This is a genomic window from Pseudoxanthomonas sp. Root630 (assembly GCF_001427585.1).
GTDB lineage: Bacteria > Pseudomonadota > Gammaproteobacteria > Xanthomonadales > Xanthomonadaceae > Pseudoxanthomonas_A.
Genome location: NZ_LMGY01000018.1, coordinates 47394 through 65869 on the forward strand (window position 1 = coordinate 47394; position 18476 = coordinate 65869).

Below are 18476 nucleotides of genomic sequence, written 5' to 3' on the forward strand. Positions count from 1 at the left end.
TACGGTGGCACGTCGCAGACGTTCCGGGTCCGTGCCCCGTGTCTTGCCCATCAACGTCCAAACCGTCGAACGCAGGACATGCGGCCGCTCGTTGGCCTGATTGCGCCGCCACTTGCGTAACCCTCCAGTGATCGTCCACGGGAAGGGACGGCGACACGACCGGGGGAGTCGAGATGCGGATCCTGTTGTGCGGTGGCGCAGGCTACATCGGCGCGCATGCCTACGTGGTGCTCGTCGAGCGCGGCCACGAGGTGATCGTGGCCGACAACTTCAGCAACAGCTCGCCGGGCGTGCTCGGCCGCCTGCAGCAGATCACCGGACAACCTGTGCCGTTCCAGCCGCTGGACCTGCGCGACCGCGAGGCCGTGAGCGGGTTCTTCGGCCGCCAGCACTTCGATGCCGTGGTGCACTTCGCTGCGCTGAAGTCGGTGGGCGAATCCTGCGAGCGGCCCCTCGATTACTTCCACAACAACATCGGCGGCACGCTCAACCTCCTGCACGGTATGCAGCAGACCGGCGTGCGGCGCCTGGTGTTCAGCTCCTCCGCCACCGTCTACGGCGACCCCGCCAGCGTGCCGGTGCGCGAGGATGCGCGCCTGCAGGTCACCAACCCGTACGGGCGCACCAAGCTGGTCATGGAGGAGCTCATCGGCGACCTCTGCCTGAGCGATCCGGATTTCCATGCGGTCAACCTGCGCTACTTCAATCCGGCGGGCGCGCATGCGTCGGGACTGATCGGCGAAGACCCCGGTGGCGTGCCCAACAACCTGATGCCCTACATCTGCCAGGTGGCGGTGGGCCGGCGCGAGCGCCTGAGCGTGTTCGGCGGCGACTGGCCCACGCTGGACGGCACCGGCGTGCGCGACTACATCCACGTGATGGACCTGGCCCGCGCGCATGCCGACGCGCTGGACTTCGTCGCACGCGAGCGGCGCAACCTCACCGTCAACCTGGGCACCGGCCACGGCATCAGTGTGCTGCAACTCGTGAAGGCGTTCGCGGACGCAGCCGCGCGCGACATCCCCTACCAGGTGGTCGCCCGTCGCCCTGGCGATGTCGCCGAGGTGTACGCCGATCCCTCGCTCGCGCACCGCATGCTGGGCTGGCGCGCCGAGCTGGGCGTGGAGGCCATGTGCCGGGACGCGTGGCGCTGGCAGTCGTTGAATCCGCAGGGCTATCCCGCCGCCTGAGCGCGACGATGTGATCGGGTTGGCATAACGCGGCCTGCGACCTGGCGTCGCAGGCTGGTGCGGGGGGCGTGATTGGCCGAAAATCCGGCCACCCCGTCACCCTTGGATTCGCTTGCCCATCGACGCCGCGCGCGACATGGCGGAACAGAACCGCTCACGCTACGGCCTGCGCATGTACCGCATGCGTGCGCTGGGGTTGGGGCTGGGAGGGCTCTGCGTTGCGGCCGTGCTGTGGGAGCACGGTGCCCCGCCGGCCCTGTGGGTGCTGCTGGCGGCCAACGCGTTCCTCTGGCCGCATTTCGCCTACCTGCGGGTGAATGCCCACCGGGACGAGCCGCTGCAGGCCGAATTCCAGAACCTGACCTTCGATGCGGCGATGGGCGGTTTCTGGATCGCGGCCATGCAGTTCGATGCGCTGCCCAGCATGCTGCTGGCGGTGATGCTCACGATGGACAAGATCATCATCGGCGGGGGCCGCTTCGCCCAGCGCACGCTGGGTGCGATGGCGCTGACATGCCTGGCGGCCAGCGCCGCAGGGGGATTCGCGTTCGATCCCTACACCAGCTATCCGGTCGTGCTGGCGTGCCTGCCTTTCCTGGCGATCTATCCGATGGCGATCAGCGTGGCCACCCACTCGTTGTCGCGCAAGGCCCGGCAACAGAAGGACCTGCTGGAAAAGATGGCGCGCTTCGATGCCGCGACCGGCCTGATGAACCGCCAGCAGTGGCTGCATGCGGCCACCAGCGAGCTGCAGCGCTACCACCGGCTGACGCGTCCAGCCGTGCTGGTGCTGATCGACATCGACCGCTTCAAGGACATCAACGACGGGTACGGGCACACCATCGGCGACGAAGTGGTGGAGGAATTCGCGCGGTTGCTGAAGGCGTGCCTGCGCGATACCGACACGGGGGGGCGGTATGGCGGCGACGAATTCGGCATCGTCATGCCGAACACGCGCTGGGAAGAAGCGATCGTGGCCGCGGAGCGCCTGCGCCGGCAGGTGGCGGCGTACTCCTTTTCCGCGCGCGGCCTGCGCTGCACGGTCAGCATCGGCCTGTCGGAGCCGCATCCGGGCATCGCATCGGTGTCGGACTGGATCAACAGCGCGGACGGTGCGCTCTATCGTGCGAAGGCACAGGGCCGCGACTGCATCGTCGTGGGCTGCTGAGCGCGCCTTCAGGCGAGCAGCGCGTCCACCACCGCCTGCGGCTGCTTCATCCAGGCGAAGTGATCGGCGCGCGTACCGAGGGCGGCGTGGTGCAGCACCTCGATGCGTGAGGGAGCCTCCGGCATCTTCGCCATCAAGGCGCGCAGCGAGCTTTCCGGCGCCAGCCAGTCGTCGTCGAACAGCACACCGTGCACCGGAACGCGGACCTGGCGCATGCCGTCCTCCAGATCCTGTGGCCAGCCGGCCGCGCGGTAACGTCCGCTGAGGCCGACCCGGGCCCAGTCGCGGATCAGCCCGCGCGCCTCGTCGCCACCGAAACCCAGTTGGCGGCCGGGCAGGGCGCCGCACGCATGCGCCAGCCACGGCGCGAACTGGTAGAAGAACGGAAGCGCATGGCCGCGAAGTCCGGGGAACGTACGCCAGTACGGCGTGCCGCTGCCGACCAGCCAGAGCCGGTCGAAGGCCGCCGGCTCGGCGCCGAGGTGGCAGGCGGCCAGTTGCCCACCGAGGCTGTGGCCGCCGATCAGGTGCGGCAGGCCGGGCAGGCGCCGTTGCACGTCGGCGTGGCTCAGCGGCAGATCGGTGCCGAGCAGTTCGCGGTAGCCCCAGTCGTGCCGGCGGCCCGCGCGCAGCGTGCTGCTGCCGTTGCCGCGCCATTCGTGCACGAACACCGCCATGCCGCGTGCCGCCAGCATGTCCGCGAACGGCAGGTAGTGGCGCGCCGCCACGCCCAGCGCGGGAATCCACAGCAGCGCGGACGTGGCGGCGGCGGGAATGCGCGCGAGCAAGGTATAGCCGTGCCCGTCCTGCGACCGCAGCGGAATCTCCAGCGGTGCGATGTCGATGGCGAACGTGTTCATGCGGCGGGCGCGGCTCCGAAGTGGTCGAGCACGAGGATGTCGCTGCGGCCGGGGCGATAGCCGCCGCGCAACGCCGCATGCACATAGTCGGAGGCCGCCAGGCAGGCCTGCTTCACCGGCATGCCCAGCGCGCAGCGCGCAGCGATGGCCGATGCCAGCGTGCAGCCGGTGCCATGCGCCTCCACCGCCAACCGGGGGTGCGATGTTTCGGTCATGCCCGCGGCATCGACGTACAGGTCCACCACGTCGCCGTCTCCGGGCAGGTGGCCACCCTTCAGGAACACGGCATGGGCGCCCAGGGCGAGGAGCGCGTGCGCGGCGGACCGCATGGCCGCGGCGTCCGGGATCGGTTGGCCGAGCAGCAGTTCGGCTTCGGGCAGGTTGGGTGTCACCACATGCGCCAGCGGCAGCAGTTGCGTGCGCAGTGCGTGCAGCGCGCTGTCTTCGAGCAGCTTGGCGCCGCTGGTGGCGACCATCACGGGATCGACCACGATCGTCGCGGGGCGATGGTCGCGCAAGGCGTCGGCGACGACCCCGATCACGTCCGCGGTGGCGAGCATGCCCAGCTTCGCCGCGCGGATGTCGAAGTCGTCGAAGCACGCGTCCAGTTGCGCGCGCAGGAAGTCCATCGGCGGCACGTTCACCGCCGTCACGCCGCGCGTGTGCTGGGCGGTGAGTGCGGCGATCGCGGAAAGGCCGTGCACACGGTGCGCGGCGAAGGTCTTCAGGTCGGCCTGGATGCCGGCGCCGCCGCCGGAATCGGAACCGGCGATGGTGAGGGCGGAGACCACGGAGGGAAGCGTCATGCGGGGATTGTGCCACCGCATTGCCGTGCCTGGCCTAGGTGCCGGCGACCGATCCTCGCTGTTGCCATTGCCGATAGGCCACGTACCCCGTGCCGGTCAGGCCCGTCAGCAGGGCGGGGGCCAGCAGGGCGTCGTAGCCGAACTGCCGGTACAGCAGCGCACCCAGCACGCCGCCGCCAAGGAAGCCGCTGATGATCAGTCCGCTGAGCGTCAGCCGCCGCACCTGCAGCGGCATGCCACGCAGCAGGTGGCCGAGGCCGATGCCGAGATCGGTGAACATCCCGCTGAGGTGCGTGGTACGCACCGCCGCACCGCTGTAGGTGGTGACCATCGCGTTCTGCAGGCCGCAGGCGACGGCGGCCAGCAATGCGCCCCAGATCTGCTCCTGCTTGAACAACGGAATCGCCACCAATAGCAGCAGTGCCTCCAGCGCGAGCGCCGCGCCGTAGCGGCGCCCGAGCTTGAGCGTCTGCTCCTGGATGATCAGTCCGCTGAGCATGGCGCCCAGGCAGAACGCGATCAGCATGCCCCACAGGTGCGCCACCGCGCGCAGGTTGCCCTGCGCGAGCGCTGCCCCGAGCAGGCTGGTGGTACCGGTCAGGTGGCTGACCGCCTGGTGCTCGAAGCCCAGGTAGCCGATGACGTTGACCATCCCCGCCACGCAGGCCAGCGCAACCGCACCGATCCAGACCCAGCGGGGAAGGTGGAGGCCCATGCCGTCGCCGACCGGCTACAGCACTTCCGACGCGTAGTCCGCCAGGCGCGAGCGCTCGCCACGCCGCAGCGTGATGTGCGCGCTGTGCGCCCAGTTCTTGAAGCGGTCCACCGCGTAGGTCAGGCCTGATGTCGTTTCCGTCAGGTAGGGCGTGTCGATCTGCTCCACGTTGCCCAGGCAGACGATCTTGGTGCCCGGGCCGGCGCGGGTGATCAGCGTCTTCATCTGCTTCGGCGTGAGGTTCTGCGCTTCATCGAGGATCAGGTAGCGGCTCAGGAACGTGCGGCCGCGCATGAAGTTCATCGAGCGGATCTTGATGCGGCTGGCCAGCAGGTCGTTGGTCGCCGCACGCCCCCATGCGCCGCCTTCCTGGTTGTGCGTCAGCACTTCCAGGTTGTCGGTCAGCGCGCCCATCCACGGCGTCATCTTTTCCTCCTCCGTGCCGGGCAGGAAGCCGATGTCCTCGCCCACGCTAACGGTGGCGCGGGTCATGATGATTTCCCGGTAGCGTTGCTGGTCCATCGTCTGCGCCAGGCCGGCCGCCAGTGCGAGCAGCGTCTTGCCGGTGCCGGCGGTGCCGAGCAGGGTGACGAAGTCGACTTCCGGGTCCATCAGCGCATTGAGCGCGAAGTTCTGCTCGCGGTTGCGCGCGTTGATGCCCCACACCGCGTGCTGGCTGTGACGGAAGTCGTCGACGATCTGCAGCGTCGCCTTGTCGCCTTCCACCTTGCTGACGCGGAATTCGGACTCGTCGTCGCCGGGCAGGTAGAGGAACTGGTTGGGATACCAGCCCGCGTCCTTCTCCATCATCACTTCGTAGTAGGTGCGCCCCTTGTCGGTCCACGAGCGCAGGTCCTTGCCGTAGCGCTGCCAGAAGTCCTCGGGCAGCGGATCCGCGCCGGTGTACAGCAGGCTGAAATCGTCCAGCGCGCGATCGTTCTCGTAGTCCTCCGACACGATGCCGGCGATCGCCGCCTTGATGCGCAGGTTGATGTCCTTGGAGACGAACACCACCGGGATCTCCGGCTCCTGTTCCTTCAGCGCGAGGATGGCGCCCAGGATGGCGTTGTCCGGGATGACCGCACCGAAGCTCTTGCCGGCTTCGAAGTGGCTGGTCTGGAACCGCAGCAGGCCTGCGCTCTGCGAGCCCCGCAATTGCAGGCTGTTCGGCTGCACCAGCGGGATGCCGGCAGCCACATTGTCCAGGCCGGAGGCCTCGACGAGTTCATTGAGGAAGCGGCTGACCTGCCGCGCGTTGCGGCTCGCTTCGGACGTGCCTTTCTTGCCGTTGTCCAGCTCCTCGATCACCTGCATCGGCAGGTAGACATCGTGCTCCTCGAACTTGAACAGCGCGGTGGGGTCGTGCATCAGCACGTTGGTGTCCAACACATAGATACGCTTGCTACGGGTCATTCAGGCAACCTCATGGAGGAAGATGTGTGAACACATGACGCAACAACGATCGCCGCGGAAACGCGCACAGCAGCGCGCCACCATGACCCGCCGCGGCGCGGGATGGTGGTCGGGGTGGAAGAGGATTTGGTCACTGGGCTTGGTGGGCCTTCAGGGCTTCCAGCACGGCCTCGGCATGGCCGGGCACCTTCACGCCGCGCCATTCCTGCGCGATGCGGCCATCGGGCGAGATCAGGAAGGTGCTGCGCACCACGCCCAGCACCTTGCGGCCGTACATGTTCTTTTCGTGGATGACGTCGAAGGCCTGGCAGAGCTTTTCGTCGGCATCGCTGACCAGGGCGAACTTGAAGCCCTGCTTGGCGCAGAAGTTGTCGTGCGATTTCACCGAGTCGCGCGAGACGCCCAGTACGGTGGCGTCGAGCTTCTTGAACTTCGGCAGCAGCGCATTGAAGTCCAGGCCCTCGGTGGTGCAGCCGGGCGTGCTGTCCTTCGGGTAGAAGTACAACACCAGCCATTGGCCGGCGTAGTCGGCGAGGGTGGTAGCGCCCGCGGCAGACGGGGAATGTTCGCCGCCGGACAACGCCAGCGGCAGTTTCAATGTCGACTTGGGCAGAGCGTTCGCGCTTTTCGCCGTCATCGTCAGAACTTCATCGGGTCCATGATCGCGTCCAGGTTGAGGTGGTCGCAGAATTCAAGGAAATCGTCGCGCAATGCGGCGATGTGCATGTTGGCGGGCACGCCGATCGTCACCTGCGCCGAGAACATCTCCGCGCCGGTCTGCATCGCGCGGTAGCGCGTGCTCTGCAGGTTCTCGATCGTGATGCCCTGGCGGTCGAAGAAGTCGGCCAGCTGGAACAGGATGCCGGGCTTGTCCGCGGCGACCACTTCTACGATGTACGGCAACAGGTTGGATTGCACCACCTTCGGGCCGGTGCGGTAGAAGACCAGCTTCAGGCCCTCGTCGCGCTCCAGGCGCGACAGCATGGCTTCCAGCTTCGCCACCGCGTCCCAGGAACCGGTGGCCAGCGCCGTCACCGAAACGTCGCGGCCCACCGTCGCCAGGCGCGCGTCCACCAGATTGCAGCCGCTGTCGGCGATCCGGCGCGTCACCGACAGAAGCGGCGACTCCGGATGCGTCGTATAGGCGGTAATCAGGAGATGGTTTTCGGTCGGCGAAGGCCGGGGCGTGGAATCGGTCAAAGGAGCTTCCGGCATTGCGGTCTGGCTGAATGGCAGCCGGGCCAGGGCCCGGCGACGCTGGCAGCATACTTGCCCGCCCTTTGAGCCCGCAAGTAACATGCGGCGGACATTGCGGGCGTGCCGGGATAACCGCGCTTACTTGCGCCGCCGGGCGCCCGGATCCTCCCACCGAGAACCTCCTTTGCACCTTTCCGGCAGTATCACCGCATTGGCTACGCCCTTCCTGGCGTCGGGCGAACTCGACCTGCAAGCCTGGCGTGCGCTGCTCAAACAGCAGGTGGACGGTGGCACGCAGGGCGTGGTGGTGGCCGGTTCGACGGGCGAAGCCGCTGCGCTGTCCGACGAGGAATACGACACGTTGCTGCGCATCGCCGTGGAAACGCTCGGCGGCACGCTGCCGGTGCTGGCCGGTACCGGCCAGATGAACACCGCCAAGACCATCGCCGCCACCCGTCGTGCCGCCGAGGGCGGCGCGCACGCGGCGCTTGTGGTCACGCCGCCGTACGTGCGGCCGACGCAGGCCGGCCTGGTGGCGCACTACCGTGCCGTCGCCGATCAGGGCGGGCTGCCGGTCGTGCTCTACAACGTGCCGGGCCGCACCGGCTGCGACCTGCTGCCGGAAACCGTGGCGCAGCTGGTCGATCATCCGAACATCATCGGCATCAAGGAAGCACGCGCCGAGCCCGAGCGCATGGCCGCGCTGCTGGCATTGCGCAGCGAAGGCTTCGCCATCCTCAGTGGCGACGACCCCACCGCGGGACGCGCGATGCTGGCGGGCGCCGATGGCCTGATCTCGGTCGGTTCCAATGCATTGCCGCGCACCTTCCGTCGCCTCTGCGACCTGGCGCGCGGCGGGCATGCCGACGCGGTTGCCACGCTGGACCAGCAACTGCAGGAGCACTACGCCTTCTTCGGCGTCGAATCCAACCCCATTCCGGTGAAGGCGCTGCTGCAGCGCCAGGGCATCGGCCAAGGCCTGCGCCTGCCGTTGCTGTCGCTGTCCGATACCCACACCCCCACTGCCGACCGACTGGCCACGCTGGCCCAGTCGCTGGAAGCACAATCCACCCGCGAAACGATCGCGGCCTGAACCCAGGAGAATTTCATGCGTCTTTCGTCTTCCCTCGTGCGTCCGCTTGCCCTGGTGCTGCTGGTCGTCTCCGTCGCCGGCTGCTCGTGGTTCAAGAAGGACGCGAAGGGCGACTACGCGCTGGCGCCGGAAGCCCGTCCGCTGGAAGTGCCGCCGGATCTCAACGTGCCCAACACCAGTGGCGCCATGCAGGTGCCGAACGTCGGTCCGGCCGCTTCGTCTGCCGGTGCCGCGACGAACGCGGCGGGTGGCTTCACCGTGGCCGGCAGCCGCGACGATGCCTTCACCCGCGTCGGCGAAGCGCTGGCCGGTATCGAGGGCGCGACGATCGCCAGCCGCGCGCAGCTGCTCGGCACGTACGACGTCAGCTATGAAGGCGCCAACTTCCTGGTGCGCGTGAGCGCGGTGGATGCCGGTGCCTACGTGTCCGCGGTGGATCCGCGTGGCCTGCCGGCCACCAGTCCGCCGGCGGTCAAGTTGCTGGCCGCGCTGAAGGTCAAGCTCGGCGGCTGATCCCGTCAGGGACATCGCTGGAAAGAAAAAGGGCGCCATCGGCGCCCTTTTTCATTGCATCGGGGATGTTCAGCGCTCCAGCAGCGGCAGCTTGTCCGGCTTGCCTTCCCATTCCTTCGCGTCGGGCAGCGGGTCCTTGCGCGTGGTGATGACCGGCCACGCCCTGGAGAGCTCGGCGTTGAGCGCTACATACCCTTCCTGGCCGGCGGGCACGTCGTCTTCCGGGTAGATCGCGTTGATCGGGCACTCCGGCTCGCACAGGGTGCAGTCGATGCATTCGTCCGGGTCGATCACCAGGAAGTTCGGGCCTTCGTGGAAGCAGTCCACCGGGCAGACTTCCACGCAGTCGGTGTACTTGCACTTGATGCAGTTTTCGGTGACGACGAAGGGCATGAAGACACGGGCTCGAACGGAAACCGCGCAAGTTTAATGCACGCGGCCAGCAGGGGTGAGGGAGATTTCCCCTCCGGCGTCGTTGTCCGCCTTCACTGCGACGCGATGACGCGGCCTCGATGATCGCCCGGCGCGCACCAGGATCCGCGACGCCACGTGCATCCGACGGGCAGGGTGATGCGGGGCGTCTCCGTACCGCTTCCCGGCGGATAATTTCATTAATAGAACAATCAATTGGAAATTGTCTCGTTTATTCTATTTATGTAGTCACTCATGCTGTGCGCCACGTCCACCACTGAAGGAGTTCCGCCATGATCACCCTGCGTCCTGCCCACGAGCGCGGCCATGCCAACCACGGCTGGCTGGATTCCTGGCACAGCTTCTCCTTCGCGAACTACTTCGACGACAAGCACGTCCATTGGGGGCCGCTGCGCGTCATCAACGAAGACCGCGTGGCCGCCGGCCGCGGGTTCGGCGAACACGGCCATCGCGACATGGAGATCATCAGCTACGTGCTGGAAGGCGCGCTGGGCCACAAGGATTCGATGGGCAACAGCTCCAGCATCGTCCCCGGCGACGTGCAGCGCATGAGCGCCGGCACCGGCGTGCAGCATTCGGAGTTCAACTACAGCGACACCGGCACCACGCATTTCCTGCAGATCTGGATCATCCCCGACCGCCAGGGCGTGACGCCGTCGTATGAAGAGAAGTCGTTCCCCGCCACCGACAAGCAGGGTCGCCTGCGCCTGGTTGTCAGCCCGGACGGCGCCGACGGTTCGGTCGGCATCCACCAGGACGCGCGCATGTACGTGGGCCTGTTCGATGGCAGCGAGAAGGGCGAACTGCGGCTGGCCGACGGTCGCCTGGGCTACGTGCACATCGCGCGTGGCGAAGCGACCGTGAATGGCCAGGCGCTGAAGGCCGGCGACGCGCTGCTGTACCGGGACGAGCCGCTGGTCAGCATCGAGCGCGGCATCGGTGCCGAAGTGCTGGTGTTCGACCTGCCGCCGATGCAGTAAGCACGATGGCGTGACGAACGGAAGGGTGCGCGGGTCGCACCCTTCTTCGTGTCCGGCGGCCTCAGCCCAGCAGCCGGTCTGCGGCGAGGAAGCCTGCCGTCATCGCCACCACCAGCAGCGCTCCTTGCAGACGCGGCGGCGCGGGCACCGGGATGTCGAGCCAGCGGCAGGCGATGCCGATGGCGAGGGCGAGCGCGATGCCGACCAGGGCGGTGATCATGGCGCGTCGCTCCGTGCGCCCTGGCCGGTCGGGCCGCCGCAATCGCGACGGTGCTGCGCCTCGCGCCGGACCAGCACGCGGTCGGCCAGCATGTAGCCGCTGGTCATCGCCACGACCAGCAGCGCACCGACCAGCACCGGCGGCGCCGGCACCGGCACGCCGAAGGCGCGGCAGCCGAAACCGATGGCGAAGCCGAGCAGCAGCCCGGCGACGAATTTCCCGTTCATGCCAATCCCCCATGGGTCGAAGGCGCAGGCGGCGTGGCGCCCGGCGCACCGCCGATGAAATGGCGCACCTGCGGCCGTTGCGAGGGATCGACGAGCGTTTCGAGCAGGGCGTCCTGCAGGACGTGTTCGTCTTCGGTCACGCGTTCGTGCTGGCGCAGGTGCTCGCGCCATGAGGCATCGACGAAGTACTCCAGGTACACGCCGGATTGCGTGCTGTCTTCCGCCACGCCCCACTGGAGCGCGCCATTCCGGCGCCGCGCATGGCCGAGCGGTTGCAGGCGTTGCAGGAAGTCCTGGCGACGCGCCGGATCCACGCGGTATTCGATGGTCACGAGCACCGGCCCGCGATCATCGTGCAGATCCGGGCCGACGACCGGCTGCGGCCAGTGGCCCGAAGGCGTCACGTTGACGTGCGCGGCTTCGCCCAACCGGAAGCGCGCACCCACGAGCGCCGCCACCGCAGTGCCGATGGCGGCGGCCAGCAACGCACGCGGGGTGCCGAAGGCCTGCGCGAGCCAACCCCAGCCCAGGCTGCCCGCCGCCATGCCGCCGGAAAACACCACGATGTACAGCGACAGCGCGCGTGCGCGTACCCAGGCCGGTACCGCGGTCTGCGCGGCGATCTGCAACGAAGACAACACCGCGATCCAGGCGAAGCCGGCCAGCAGCGCGATGGCATACAGCAGGGGCACCCACCGCAGCAGCGCGATGGCGAGGGTGCACGCTGCATATGCCAGCGTCGCGTACAGCACCATCCGGTCCGGGTCCATGCGTGTGCGCAGGCCGGGCAGCAGCATCGCACCGCCGATGGCGCCTGCGCCGATGCAGCCCAGCAGCAGGCCGTAGGTGCCTGCGCTCGCATGCAGGTCCTGCTTCACGACGATCGGCAGCAGGGCGGTCAGTGCACTGGCGAAGGTGAAGAACCACGCGGCCTTCACCAGCACCGCCTGCAGCACGCTGGCGCGCGTGGCGTAGCGCAGCCCGGCGCGCAGGGCGACGCCGAAGGTTTCCGGCGGCAACACCGATGCGGTCGGCGCGCGACGCCAGCGCCACAGCACCACGGCCACACCGAGGAAGGTCACCGCGTTGACGGCGAACGCCCAGGCGATCCCGGCCTGCGCGACGATCAGGCCGCCCAATGCCGGCCCGATGGCGCGCGCGATGTTCATGCTCAGCGAGCCCAGCGCCACTGCCGGCCCCAGCATCGGCTTGGGCACCAACTCTGGCGTGGTGGCCTGCTGCGCCGGCATCGCCATCGCCGCGCCGATGCCGAGCGCGAAGGTCAGTGCCACCAGGGTCCACGGCCCCAACCGGTCGAGGTGGGCGAGCACGGCCAGGGTGCTGGCCACGAGCAGCATCCACAGTTGCGCGAGGATCAGATAGCGCCGCCGGTCCACGATGTCGGCCAGCGTGCCGGCGACGATGGCCAGCACCACCACCGGGAGCGTGGTGGCCGATTGCACGGCAGCGACCATCAGCGGCGAGTTGGTCGTCTCGGCCATGATCCACGCGGCCGCGACATCATGGACCCACGTGCCGATGTTGCCGACCAGGATCGCGAGCCAGAGCGCGCGGAACGTGGGTTGCCCCAGCGGCGACCAGGGACCGTGCGTGGCGGGCGTGGACATGGTCAGAACGCGAAGCACGCGCAGCCGAGCGTGCCCCAGAACGTTTGCAGGTCGCGCGTGGGCACGGTGCGGTGCGCCGCATGAGCGTGTCCGTGTTCGTGCACACGGCAGGCCGGGCCATGCGCATGCGTCAATGCCGCGCTGGCCTGGGCAAGCGTTCCGCCCTGGTAGCCGCCGAAGCGGTTGACCGGCGACCAGTCGGGCATGGGGTCGGGCAGCGCGGGCGCATGCGGCGCGAACGGCCCGGTGCCATGCACGATGCGGCCGTCCACCACGGTCAACACGCTGGTGATGTCGGGGATATCGTCTTCCGCGACGCTGAAGAAGTCGGCCGACAGCAGCGCGCAGTCGCCGAACTGTCCGACGGCCAGCCGGCCCTTGCGCGTCTGCTCGGTGGAGAACCACGCGCTGCCGTGCGTCCACAGCTGCAGCGCTTCCTCGCGTTCCAGCCGGTTGTCGTCGCCGTACATCTGCAGTCCGCCGAGCGTGCGTCCACTGACCAGCCAGTACAGCGCCACCCACGGGTTGTAACTGGCGACGCGGGTGGCGTCGGTACCGGCGCCCACCGGCACGCCTGCCTGCAGCATGCGCCGCACCGGCGGCGTGTGCCGCAACGCGTCCTTGCCGTAGCGCTGTGCGAAGAACTCGCCCTGGTAGGCCATGCGGTGCTGGATCGCGATGCCGCCGCCGAGCGCGCGCACGCGGTCGATGTTGCGCGGCGAGATGGTCTCTGCATGGTCGACGATCCAGTGCAGGCCATCGAACGGCACCTCGCGGTCCACCTGCTCGTAGATGTCGAGCACGCGGCTGATGCTCTCGTCGTAGGTGGCATGGATGCGGAACGGCCAGCGCTGTTCGGCGAGGAAGCGCACCACGCCGGCCAGCTCGCCTTCGAGCGTGGCGGGAAGGTCCGGCCGCGGTTCACGGAAATCCTCGAAGTCCGCCGCCGAGAACACCAGCATTTCGCCCGCGCCGTTGTGGCGCAGCAGGTCGTCGCCCTGGCCGGGCGTGAGCATCGTGGACCAGCGCTGGAAGTCGGCCAGCTCCTCACCCTTCTTCTGGGTGAACAGGTTGTAGGCGATGCGCACGGTCAGCTGCCCGTCGGCATGCAGTTGCTCGATGATCCGGTAGTCCTCCGGATAGTTCTGGAAGCCGCCGCCCGCATCGATTACCGAGGTGATGCCCAGCCGATTGAGTTCGCGCATGAAATGCCGCGTGGAATTGCGTTGGTATTCCGCCGGCAGTTTCGGCCCCATCGCCAGCGTGGCGTACAGGATCAGGGCATTGGGCTTGGCCAGCAGCAGGCCGGTGGGATTGCCGGCCTTGTCGCGCTGGATCTCGCCGCCGGGCGGGTTCGGCGTGTCTTTCGTGTAGCCCACCGCGCGCAATGCGGCGCGGTTGAGCAACGCGCGGTCGTACAGGTGCAGGATGAAGACCGGCGTGTCGGGTGCGGCGTTGTTGAGTTCCTCCAGCGTCGGCAGGCGTTTCTCGGCGAACTGCGATTCGCTGAAGCCGCCCACCACGCGCACCCACTGCGGCGCCGGGGTGATCGCCACCTGCGCCTTCAGCATCGCCATCGCGTCTGCGAGCGAGCGCACGCCGTCCCAGCGCAGTTCGAGGTTGTAGTTCAACCCGCCGCGGATCAGGTGGGTGTGGCTGTCGTTGAGGCCCGGCACCAGCCGGCGCCCGCCGGCATCGATGACGCGGGTGGCGCCGGTCGCATGCGCCATCACCTGGGCGTCGTCGCCGACCGCCACTACACGGCCATCGGCGAAGGCGATCGCGCTGGCGGAGGGAAGGGCCGCGTCGAGCGTGGTGATGCGCGCATTGCGCAGGATCAGGTCGGCCATGCGGGAATCTCCTGGGCGGGCATCGCGAGGCAGCGCGGCAAGCGCGGCGGCGGCCGCCACGCCCTTCAGCAGGTGGCGCCGGGCGTCGTCAACGGGCATGCGCGGCGCCTGCGTGCGTGCGGTTGCGCCAGGCATCGATCGACAGCGTGCCGGGGCCGGTGAGGGCCACGGCCAGGTTCGCCAGCAGCCACAGCAGCGGGTACTCGATGCCGCCATGCATCCAGAACCAGCCGTGCGACAGGTTCAGCAGCACGGTGACGCCGAGGAACGCCGCGGACCCCAGGGCGGCGATGCGCGTGAACGCGCCCGCGACGACCAGCGCCCCGAGCAGTGTCTGCAATGCGGCAAGCAACAGCGGCAGCGGTGCGCCGGACGGCAGGCCGAAGTGCTGGAGTTCGGCCGCGAATCCTGCGATTCCGGGCCCGCCGAACCACCCGAGCAACTTGCCCAGTCCGTGCGGCAGCAGGAAGCCGCCGGCGGCGAGACGCAACACCAGCAGCCCAGCCGATGTCGTGCCCGGACGTGCGAGGGAGGCGGCGTGGGCGACCATCGCGGCGCCCCGTCAGTGGCCGCCTTCGGAGGCGCCGAACATGCTCTTGGCGTACTGGATGCCGAGCCCGTAGCCGCCGCCATGCAGCTTGGCGATGCCGGTGGTGAGGCCGTAGGTCGCGCTGCGTGCCCAGTCGCGCTGCAGCTCCAGCAGGTACTGCACGCTGGTCAGCGGGCGCACGCCGGCCTGGATCATGCGTTGCATCGCGCGTTCGTGGGCTTCAGCGGTCACGTCGCCGCAGGCGTCGGCGATCACGTAGACCTCGAACCCCTGGTCGAGCGCCGACAGCGCCGGCCCGACGATGCAGACGCTGGTCCAGAGGCCGCCGAGCACGATGCGGGCTTTTCCGGAAGCGTTCACCGCCGCGATGACGGCCGTGTCTTCCCAGCAGTTCATGGTGGTGCGGTCGTACACCTTCGCGTCGGGGAAGGCCTCGGGGATCTCGGGGAACAACGGGCCGGAGAAGGATTTCTCGGCGACCGTCGTCAACAGGGTCGACACGCCGAAGCCGGCGGCGCCTTTCGCGACCAGGGCGACGTTGTTGCGCAGCATCGCCACGTCGATGGAATGCGTGGCGAAGGCCATCTGCGACTGGTGGTCGATCAGGATCAGCGTGTGGTCGGTCGGCGTGAGCAGGGTCTTGCCGGCGGCGGGGGAGGCGGTGGGCATGTCGGGCTCCAGTCATCGAGAAGGAATCGCGCCACTGTCGCGCGCCGCCGCGCACGCCGGCTTGCATCGGCGTGCGCGCTGCCGGCGGGCGTCAACCGTGCAGCTTGATCGCGGTTTCCGCGACGCGACGGCCCTGGTAGCGCGCGGCGTCCAGCTCGTTCTGCGTCGGTTGCCGCGATCCATCGCCGCCGGCGATCGTCGTCGTGCCGTAGGGCGAGCCGCCGGTCACTTCGTCCAGCTTCATCTGCCCGGCGAACCCGTAGTCCAACCCCACGATCACCATGCCGAAATGCAGCAGATTGGTGATGATGGAGAACAGCGTGGTTTCCTGGCCGCCATGCTGGGTGGCGGTGGAGGTGAACGCGGCGCCGACCTTGCCGTGCAGCGCGCCCTTGGCCCACAGGCCGCCGGCCTGGTCGAGGAAATTCGCCATCTGCGACGACATGCGCCCGAAGCGCGTGCCGGTGCCGACGACGATGGCGTCGTAGTCGGCGAGTTCGGCGATGGTCGCCACGGGGGCGGCCTGGTCGAGCTTGAAGTGCGATTTCTTCGCCACGTCTTCCGGTACCAGCTCCGGCACGCGCTTGATGTCGGCACTCGCGCCGCCCGCGCGCACGCCTTCGGCCACGGCGTTGGCCATGGTTTCGATATGCCCGTAGGCGGAGTAGTAGAGGATCAGGACCTTGGCCATCGCAGGACTCCGGGGAAAGGGCCGCCGCACCGTGCGGCGGCGACAGGCAGGGTTACGCCGTGCGGGTTACCGGCGTGTGCAGGTGGCAGAACTCGCGCGGGGAATAGCCGGTCATCCGACGGAAGGTGCGGGTGAAGTGGCTCTGGTCGAAGAAGCCCAGCGAGGCGGCCGTGGCGGAGATCTTCTGCGGGCCGCGGGCCAGTTGCTCCTTCGCCAGGGCGATGCGCTTGGCGAGTACGAATTCCATCGGGCTGCGGCCCGTGCTGACGCGGAACAGGCGGGCGAAATGGAAACGGCTGATGCAGGCGGCGCTGGCGATGTCGGCGAGCGTGATCGTGTCGCCGATGTGGCGTTCGATGTAGTCCAGCGCACGTGCCAGCGCACGCGGGCTGAGGCCGCGACTCTCGGCCGGCGGATTGGGTGGGGACACATAGCGACTGGGTGGCGCGGCGACAACGGAGACGTGCGGGAACAGGGACGGGGAGGCATCCACGGCGGTGTCCTCGAGCGGCGATGTGGGGGAAGGGCCTGCGGCACGAGCGCGGCATGGGCGGGGCAGGCGTGGGCCATGGTGCGTCGCGCGCGCGCGATCCATAACCCCAATCGGGGCAGGTGCCCGATCCCCCGAATGGGGGTGGGCGCGACGCGACAGCGGTCGTGCAGTTGCCTGCGCGGCGACGCCCCCCGTATCGTGGCGAAACAGGTCCGACATCCGGTGCCTGGCATCCGCCCAGACCACGTCCATGCCGATCCGCATCCTGACCGTCGATGACCACCCCCTGCTGCGCGAAGGCATCGCGGCGGTGATCGAGGGCCAGTCCGACATGGAACTGGTCGGCGAGGCCGCCAATGGCGCCGAGGCACTGCAGGTGTTCCGGGATTGCCGCCCCGACGTGACCCTGATGGACCTGCAGATGCCGGAGATGAACGGCGTGGAAGCCATCGGGGCCATCCATCGCGAGTTTCCCGATGCGAAGGTCGTCGTGCTGACCACCTACCAGGGCGACGCCCAGGCATTGCGTGCGTTCAAGGCCGGCGCCTCGGGCTATCTGCTCAAGAGCATGCTGCGCCGCGAACTGGTCGATACCATCCGCAGCGTGCACGCCGGCCGCCGCCGGATTCCTGCCGAGATCGCCGCCGGCATCGCCGAACACGCGTCCGATGATGCGCTGACGTTGCGCGAGATCGAAGTGCTGCGGCAGGTGGCCGACGGCAACGGCAACAAGCGCATTGCCCAACTGCTCACGATCTCCGAGGAGACCGTGAAGGCGCACATGAAGAACATCCTCGCGAAGCTGGACGCCAACGACCGCACGCATGCGGTCACCATCGCGGTCCGCCGGGGCATCATCGATCTCTGAAGCGGGCTTAAGGAGTTCTTAAAGAGCCTGCGGGAGCATGGCGTGGCCGGATACCCGGCTCCCCCACGTCGAGGCCCCCATGAGTGCGCTGCGCGCCTGCACGCCCCTGTTGTTGCTGTTTCCCCTGTCCGCCGCCGCGCAAGTCGTCGAGCGCACCGATGCCAAGGCGCAGGACGAGGTGTCCTCGCGCTGGAGCGCCGGCCTCGCCGTCGTCCACCGCGACAGCGAATACGCCGGCGAAGGCACGCGCACGCGCCTGTACCCGAACATCGCCTACGACGGCGACCGCTTCTACCTGCGTGGCGCCGCGTTCGGCTACCGCCTCCACGCGGATGACCGCTTCGAACTACGCGCCTTCGTCGCCGGCCGCCTGGACGGCATCGATGCGGACGACTTCGGCGTGGCCGAACTCGCGCGGCGCGGTATCGACCGCAGCCTGCTCGAAGACCGCGACGACAGCGTCGACCTGGGCATGGCGGCCAGTTGGAAAGGGGCCGCCGGCAAGCTGGAGCTCGATGTGCGGGGCGACGTCACCGGGACCAGCGACGGTTACGCCGTCGCGTTGGATTACAGCTATCCGCTGTCGCTGGGTCGTACCCGGGTGATCCCGTCGGTGGGTGCCGTCCGCCTGTCGGACGATATGGCCGACTACTACTACGGCACGCTCGACGAAGAGATCGCACGCGGCGTGGTGGCCTACCGTCCCGGCGCGGTCACCGTGCCGCGCGCCAGCGTCACCGTGGTCCACCCGTTCGCCAAGCGCTGGGCCCTGCTCGGCAACCTGGAGTACCGCGCGCTGCCGGATGCATTGCGCGACAGCCCGCTGGTGGAGGAAGGCAAGGACCAGGCGGCCTCGCTGTTCATCGGTGTCTCGCGCGGCTTCTAGGCGAAGCCTGCCTCCTTCATGAGGAAC

The 18476-nt window shown here is 68.5% G+C and carries 22 protein-coding genes; 7 read left to right on the forward strand and 15 right to left on the reverse strand.

Translation table 11 applies throughout. The features are described 5' to 3' along the window. The first annotated feature begins 173 nt into the window (after window positions 1–173). Window positions 174–1190: a UDP-glucose 4-epimerase GalE gene (galE, locus tag ASD72_RS16925; protein ID WP_056881136.1), complete on the forward strand. Its 1017-nt coding sequence runs from the start codon at window positions 174–176 to the stop codon at window positions 1188–1190. A 112-nt stretch (window positions 1191–1302) separates the two neighbouring features. After that, a complete protein-coding gene (locus ASD72_RS16930; RefSeq protein WP_081420432.1) occupies window positions 1303–2358 on the forward strand; it encodes a diguanylate cyclase in 1056 nt (351 codons plus the stop codon). Between the two features lie 8 nt (window positions 2359–2366). On the opposite strand, the gene ASD72_RS16935 is transcribed toward ASD72_RS16930, so the two are convergent. The 6 genes from ASD72_RS16935 to ASD72_RS16960 form a co-directional block, all read right to left on the reverse strand. Continuing rightward, on the reverse strand, window positions 2367–3218 hold the full coding sequence (locus ASD72_RS16935; protein WP_056881137.1) for an alpha/beta hydrolase: 852 nt from the start codon (window positions 3216–3218) through the stop codon (window positions 2367–2369). Beyond that, on the reverse strand, window positions 3215–4024 hold the full coding sequence (thiD, locus tag ASD72_RS16940) for a bifunctional hydroxymethylpyrimidine kinase/phosphomethylpyrimidine kinase (protein ID WP_056881138.1): 810 nt from the start codon (window positions 4022–4024) through the stop codon (window positions 3215–3217). The genes ASD72_RS16935 and thiD overlap by 4 nt, the downstream gene beginning before the upstream one ends. A gap of 34 nt (window positions 4025–4058) precedes the next feature. Beyond that, window positions 4059–4739: a YoaK family protein gene (locus ASD72_RS16945; RefSeq protein ID WP_056881139.1), complete on the reverse strand. Its 681-nt coding sequence runs from the start codon at window positions 4737–4739 to the stop codon at window positions 4059–4061. Between the two features lie 15 nt (window positions 4740–4754). Continuing rightward, the gene (locus ASD72_RS16950; RefSeq protein WP_056881140.1) at window positions 4755–6152 is read right to left on the reverse strand and encodes a PhoH family protein; all 1398 of its coding nucleotides are present in this window, start codon (window positions 6150–6152) and stop codon (window positions 4755–4757) included. 130 nt (window positions 6153–6282) lie between these two features. After that, window positions 6283–6789, reverse strand: coding sequence for a peroxiredoxin (locus ASD72_RS16955; RefSeq protein ID WP_056881141.1), 507 nt, complete (start codon window positions 6787–6789; stop codon window positions 6283–6285). Between the two features lie 2 nt (window positions 6790–6791). After that, window positions 6792–7367 carry a glycine cleavage system protein R gene (locus ASD72_RS16960; protein WP_200948924.1) on the reverse strand — a complete coding sequence of 192 codons (576 nt, stop codon included), beginning with the start codon at window positions 7365–7367 and terminating at the stop codon, window positions 6792–6794. 166 nt (window positions 7368–7533) lie between these two features. Here ASD72_RS16960 and dapA point away from each other — a divergent pair, with 166 nt between their 5' ends. Both dapA and ASD72_RS16970 read left to right on the forward strand, forming a co-directional pair. Beyond that, window positions 7534–8442, forward strand: coding sequence for a 4-hydroxy-tetrahydrodipicolinate synthase (gene dapA / locus ASD72_RS16965; protein ID WP_056881143.1), 909 nt, complete (start codon window positions 7534–7536; stop codon window positions 8440–8442). A gap of 15 nt (window positions 8443–8457) precedes the next feature. Continuing rightward, window positions 8458–8955 carry a hypothetical protein gene (locus ASD72_RS16970; protein WP_056881144.1) on the forward strand — a complete coding sequence of 166 codons (498 nt, stop codon included), beginning with the start codon at window positions 8458–8460 and terminating at the stop codon, window positions 8953–8955. A 69-nt stretch (window positions 8956–9024) separates the two neighbouring features. On the opposite strand, the gene fdxA is transcribed toward ASD72_RS16970, so the two are convergent. Further along, window positions 9025–9348, reverse strand: coding sequence for a ferredoxin FdxA (fdxA, locus tag ASD72_RS16975; protein WP_056881145.1), 324 nt, complete (start codon window positions 9346–9348; stop codon window positions 9025–9027). Window positions 9349–9659: 311 nt separating this feature from the next. Here fdxA and ASD72_RS16980 point away from each other — a divergent pair, with 311 nt between their 5' ends. Then, entirely contained in the window at window positions 9660–10367 is a 708-nt protein-coding gene (locus tag ASD72_RS16980; protein WP_056881146.1) for a pirin family protein, read from the forward strand. Window positions 10368–10428: 61 nt separating this feature from the next. On the opposite strand, the gene ASD72_RS16985 is transcribed toward ASD72_RS16980, so the two are convergent. From ASD72_RS16985 to ASD72_RS21235, 8 genes are all read right to left on the reverse strand, one after another. Beyond that, on the reverse strand, window positions 10429–10587 hold the full coding sequence (locus ASD72_RS16985; protein WP_056881147.1) for a DUF1427 family protein: 159 nt from the start codon (window positions 10585–10587) through the stop codon (window positions 10429–10431). Beyond that, on the reverse strand, window positions 10584–10814 hold the full coding sequence (locus ASD72_RS16990; RefSeq protein ID WP_056881148.1) for a XapX domain-containing protein: 231 nt from the start codon (window positions 10812–10814) through the stop codon (window positions 10584–10586). The genes ASD72_RS16985 and ASD72_RS16990 overlap by 4 nt, the downstream gene beginning before the upstream one ends. Beyond that, window positions 10811–12448, reverse strand: a complete 1638-nt coding sequence (locus ASD72_RS16995) for an MFS transporter (RefSeq protein ID WP_162250408.1) — start codon at window positions 12446–12448, stop codon at window positions 10811–10813. The genes ASD72_RS16990 and ASD72_RS16995 overlap by 4 nt, the downstream gene beginning before the upstream one ends. After that, window positions 12445–14292, reverse strand: a complete 1848-nt coding sequence (locus ASD72_RS17000; protein ID WP_056881284.1) for an amidohydrolase — start codon at window positions 14290–14292, stop codon at window positions 12445–12447. The genes ASD72_RS16995 and ASD72_RS17000 overlap by 4 nt, the downstream gene beginning before the upstream one ends. Before the next feature lie 88 nt (window positions 14293–14380). Beyond that, a complete protein-coding gene (locus ASD72_RS17005; protein WP_056881150.1) occupies window positions 14381–14842 on the reverse strand; it encodes a DoxX family protein in 462 nt (153 codons plus the stop codon). A 12-nt stretch (window positions 14843–14854) separates the two neighbouring features. After that, window positions 14855–15511, reverse strand: coding sequence for a hydrolase (locus tag ASD72_RS17010; protein WP_056881151.1), 657 nt, complete (start codon window positions 15509–15511; stop codon window positions 14855–14857). Between the two features lie 91 nt (window positions 15512–15602). Continuing rightward, entirely contained in the window at window positions 15603–16202 is a 600-nt protein-coding gene (gene wrbA / locus ASD72_RS17015) for an NAD(P)H:quinone oxidoreductase (RefSeq protein WP_056881152.1), read from the reverse strand. Window positions 16203–16254: 52 nt separating this feature from the next. Beyond that, window positions 16255–16695 (reverse strand): AraC family transcriptional regulator, encoded by a 441-nt coding sequence (locus ASD72_RS21235; RefSeq protein WP_056881153.1) that lies wholly within the window; start codon window positions 16693–16695, stop codon window positions 16255–16257. A gap of 250 nt (window positions 16696–16945) precedes the next feature. Here ASD72_RS21235 and ASD72_RS17025 point away from each other — a divergent pair, with 250 nt between their 5' ends. Then, a complete protein-coding gene (locus tag ASD72_RS17025; RefSeq protein ID WP_056881154.1) occupies window positions 16946–17563 on the forward strand; it encodes a response regulator transcription factor in 618 nt (205 codons plus the stop codon). A gap of 79 nt (window positions 17564–17642) precedes the next feature. Then, window positions 17643–18449, forward strand: a complete 807-nt coding sequence (locus ASD72_RS17030; protein ID WP_056881155.1) for a MipA/OmpV family protein — start codon at window positions 17643–17645, stop codon at window positions 18447–18449. Window positions 18450–18476: the final 27 nt, after the last annotated feature.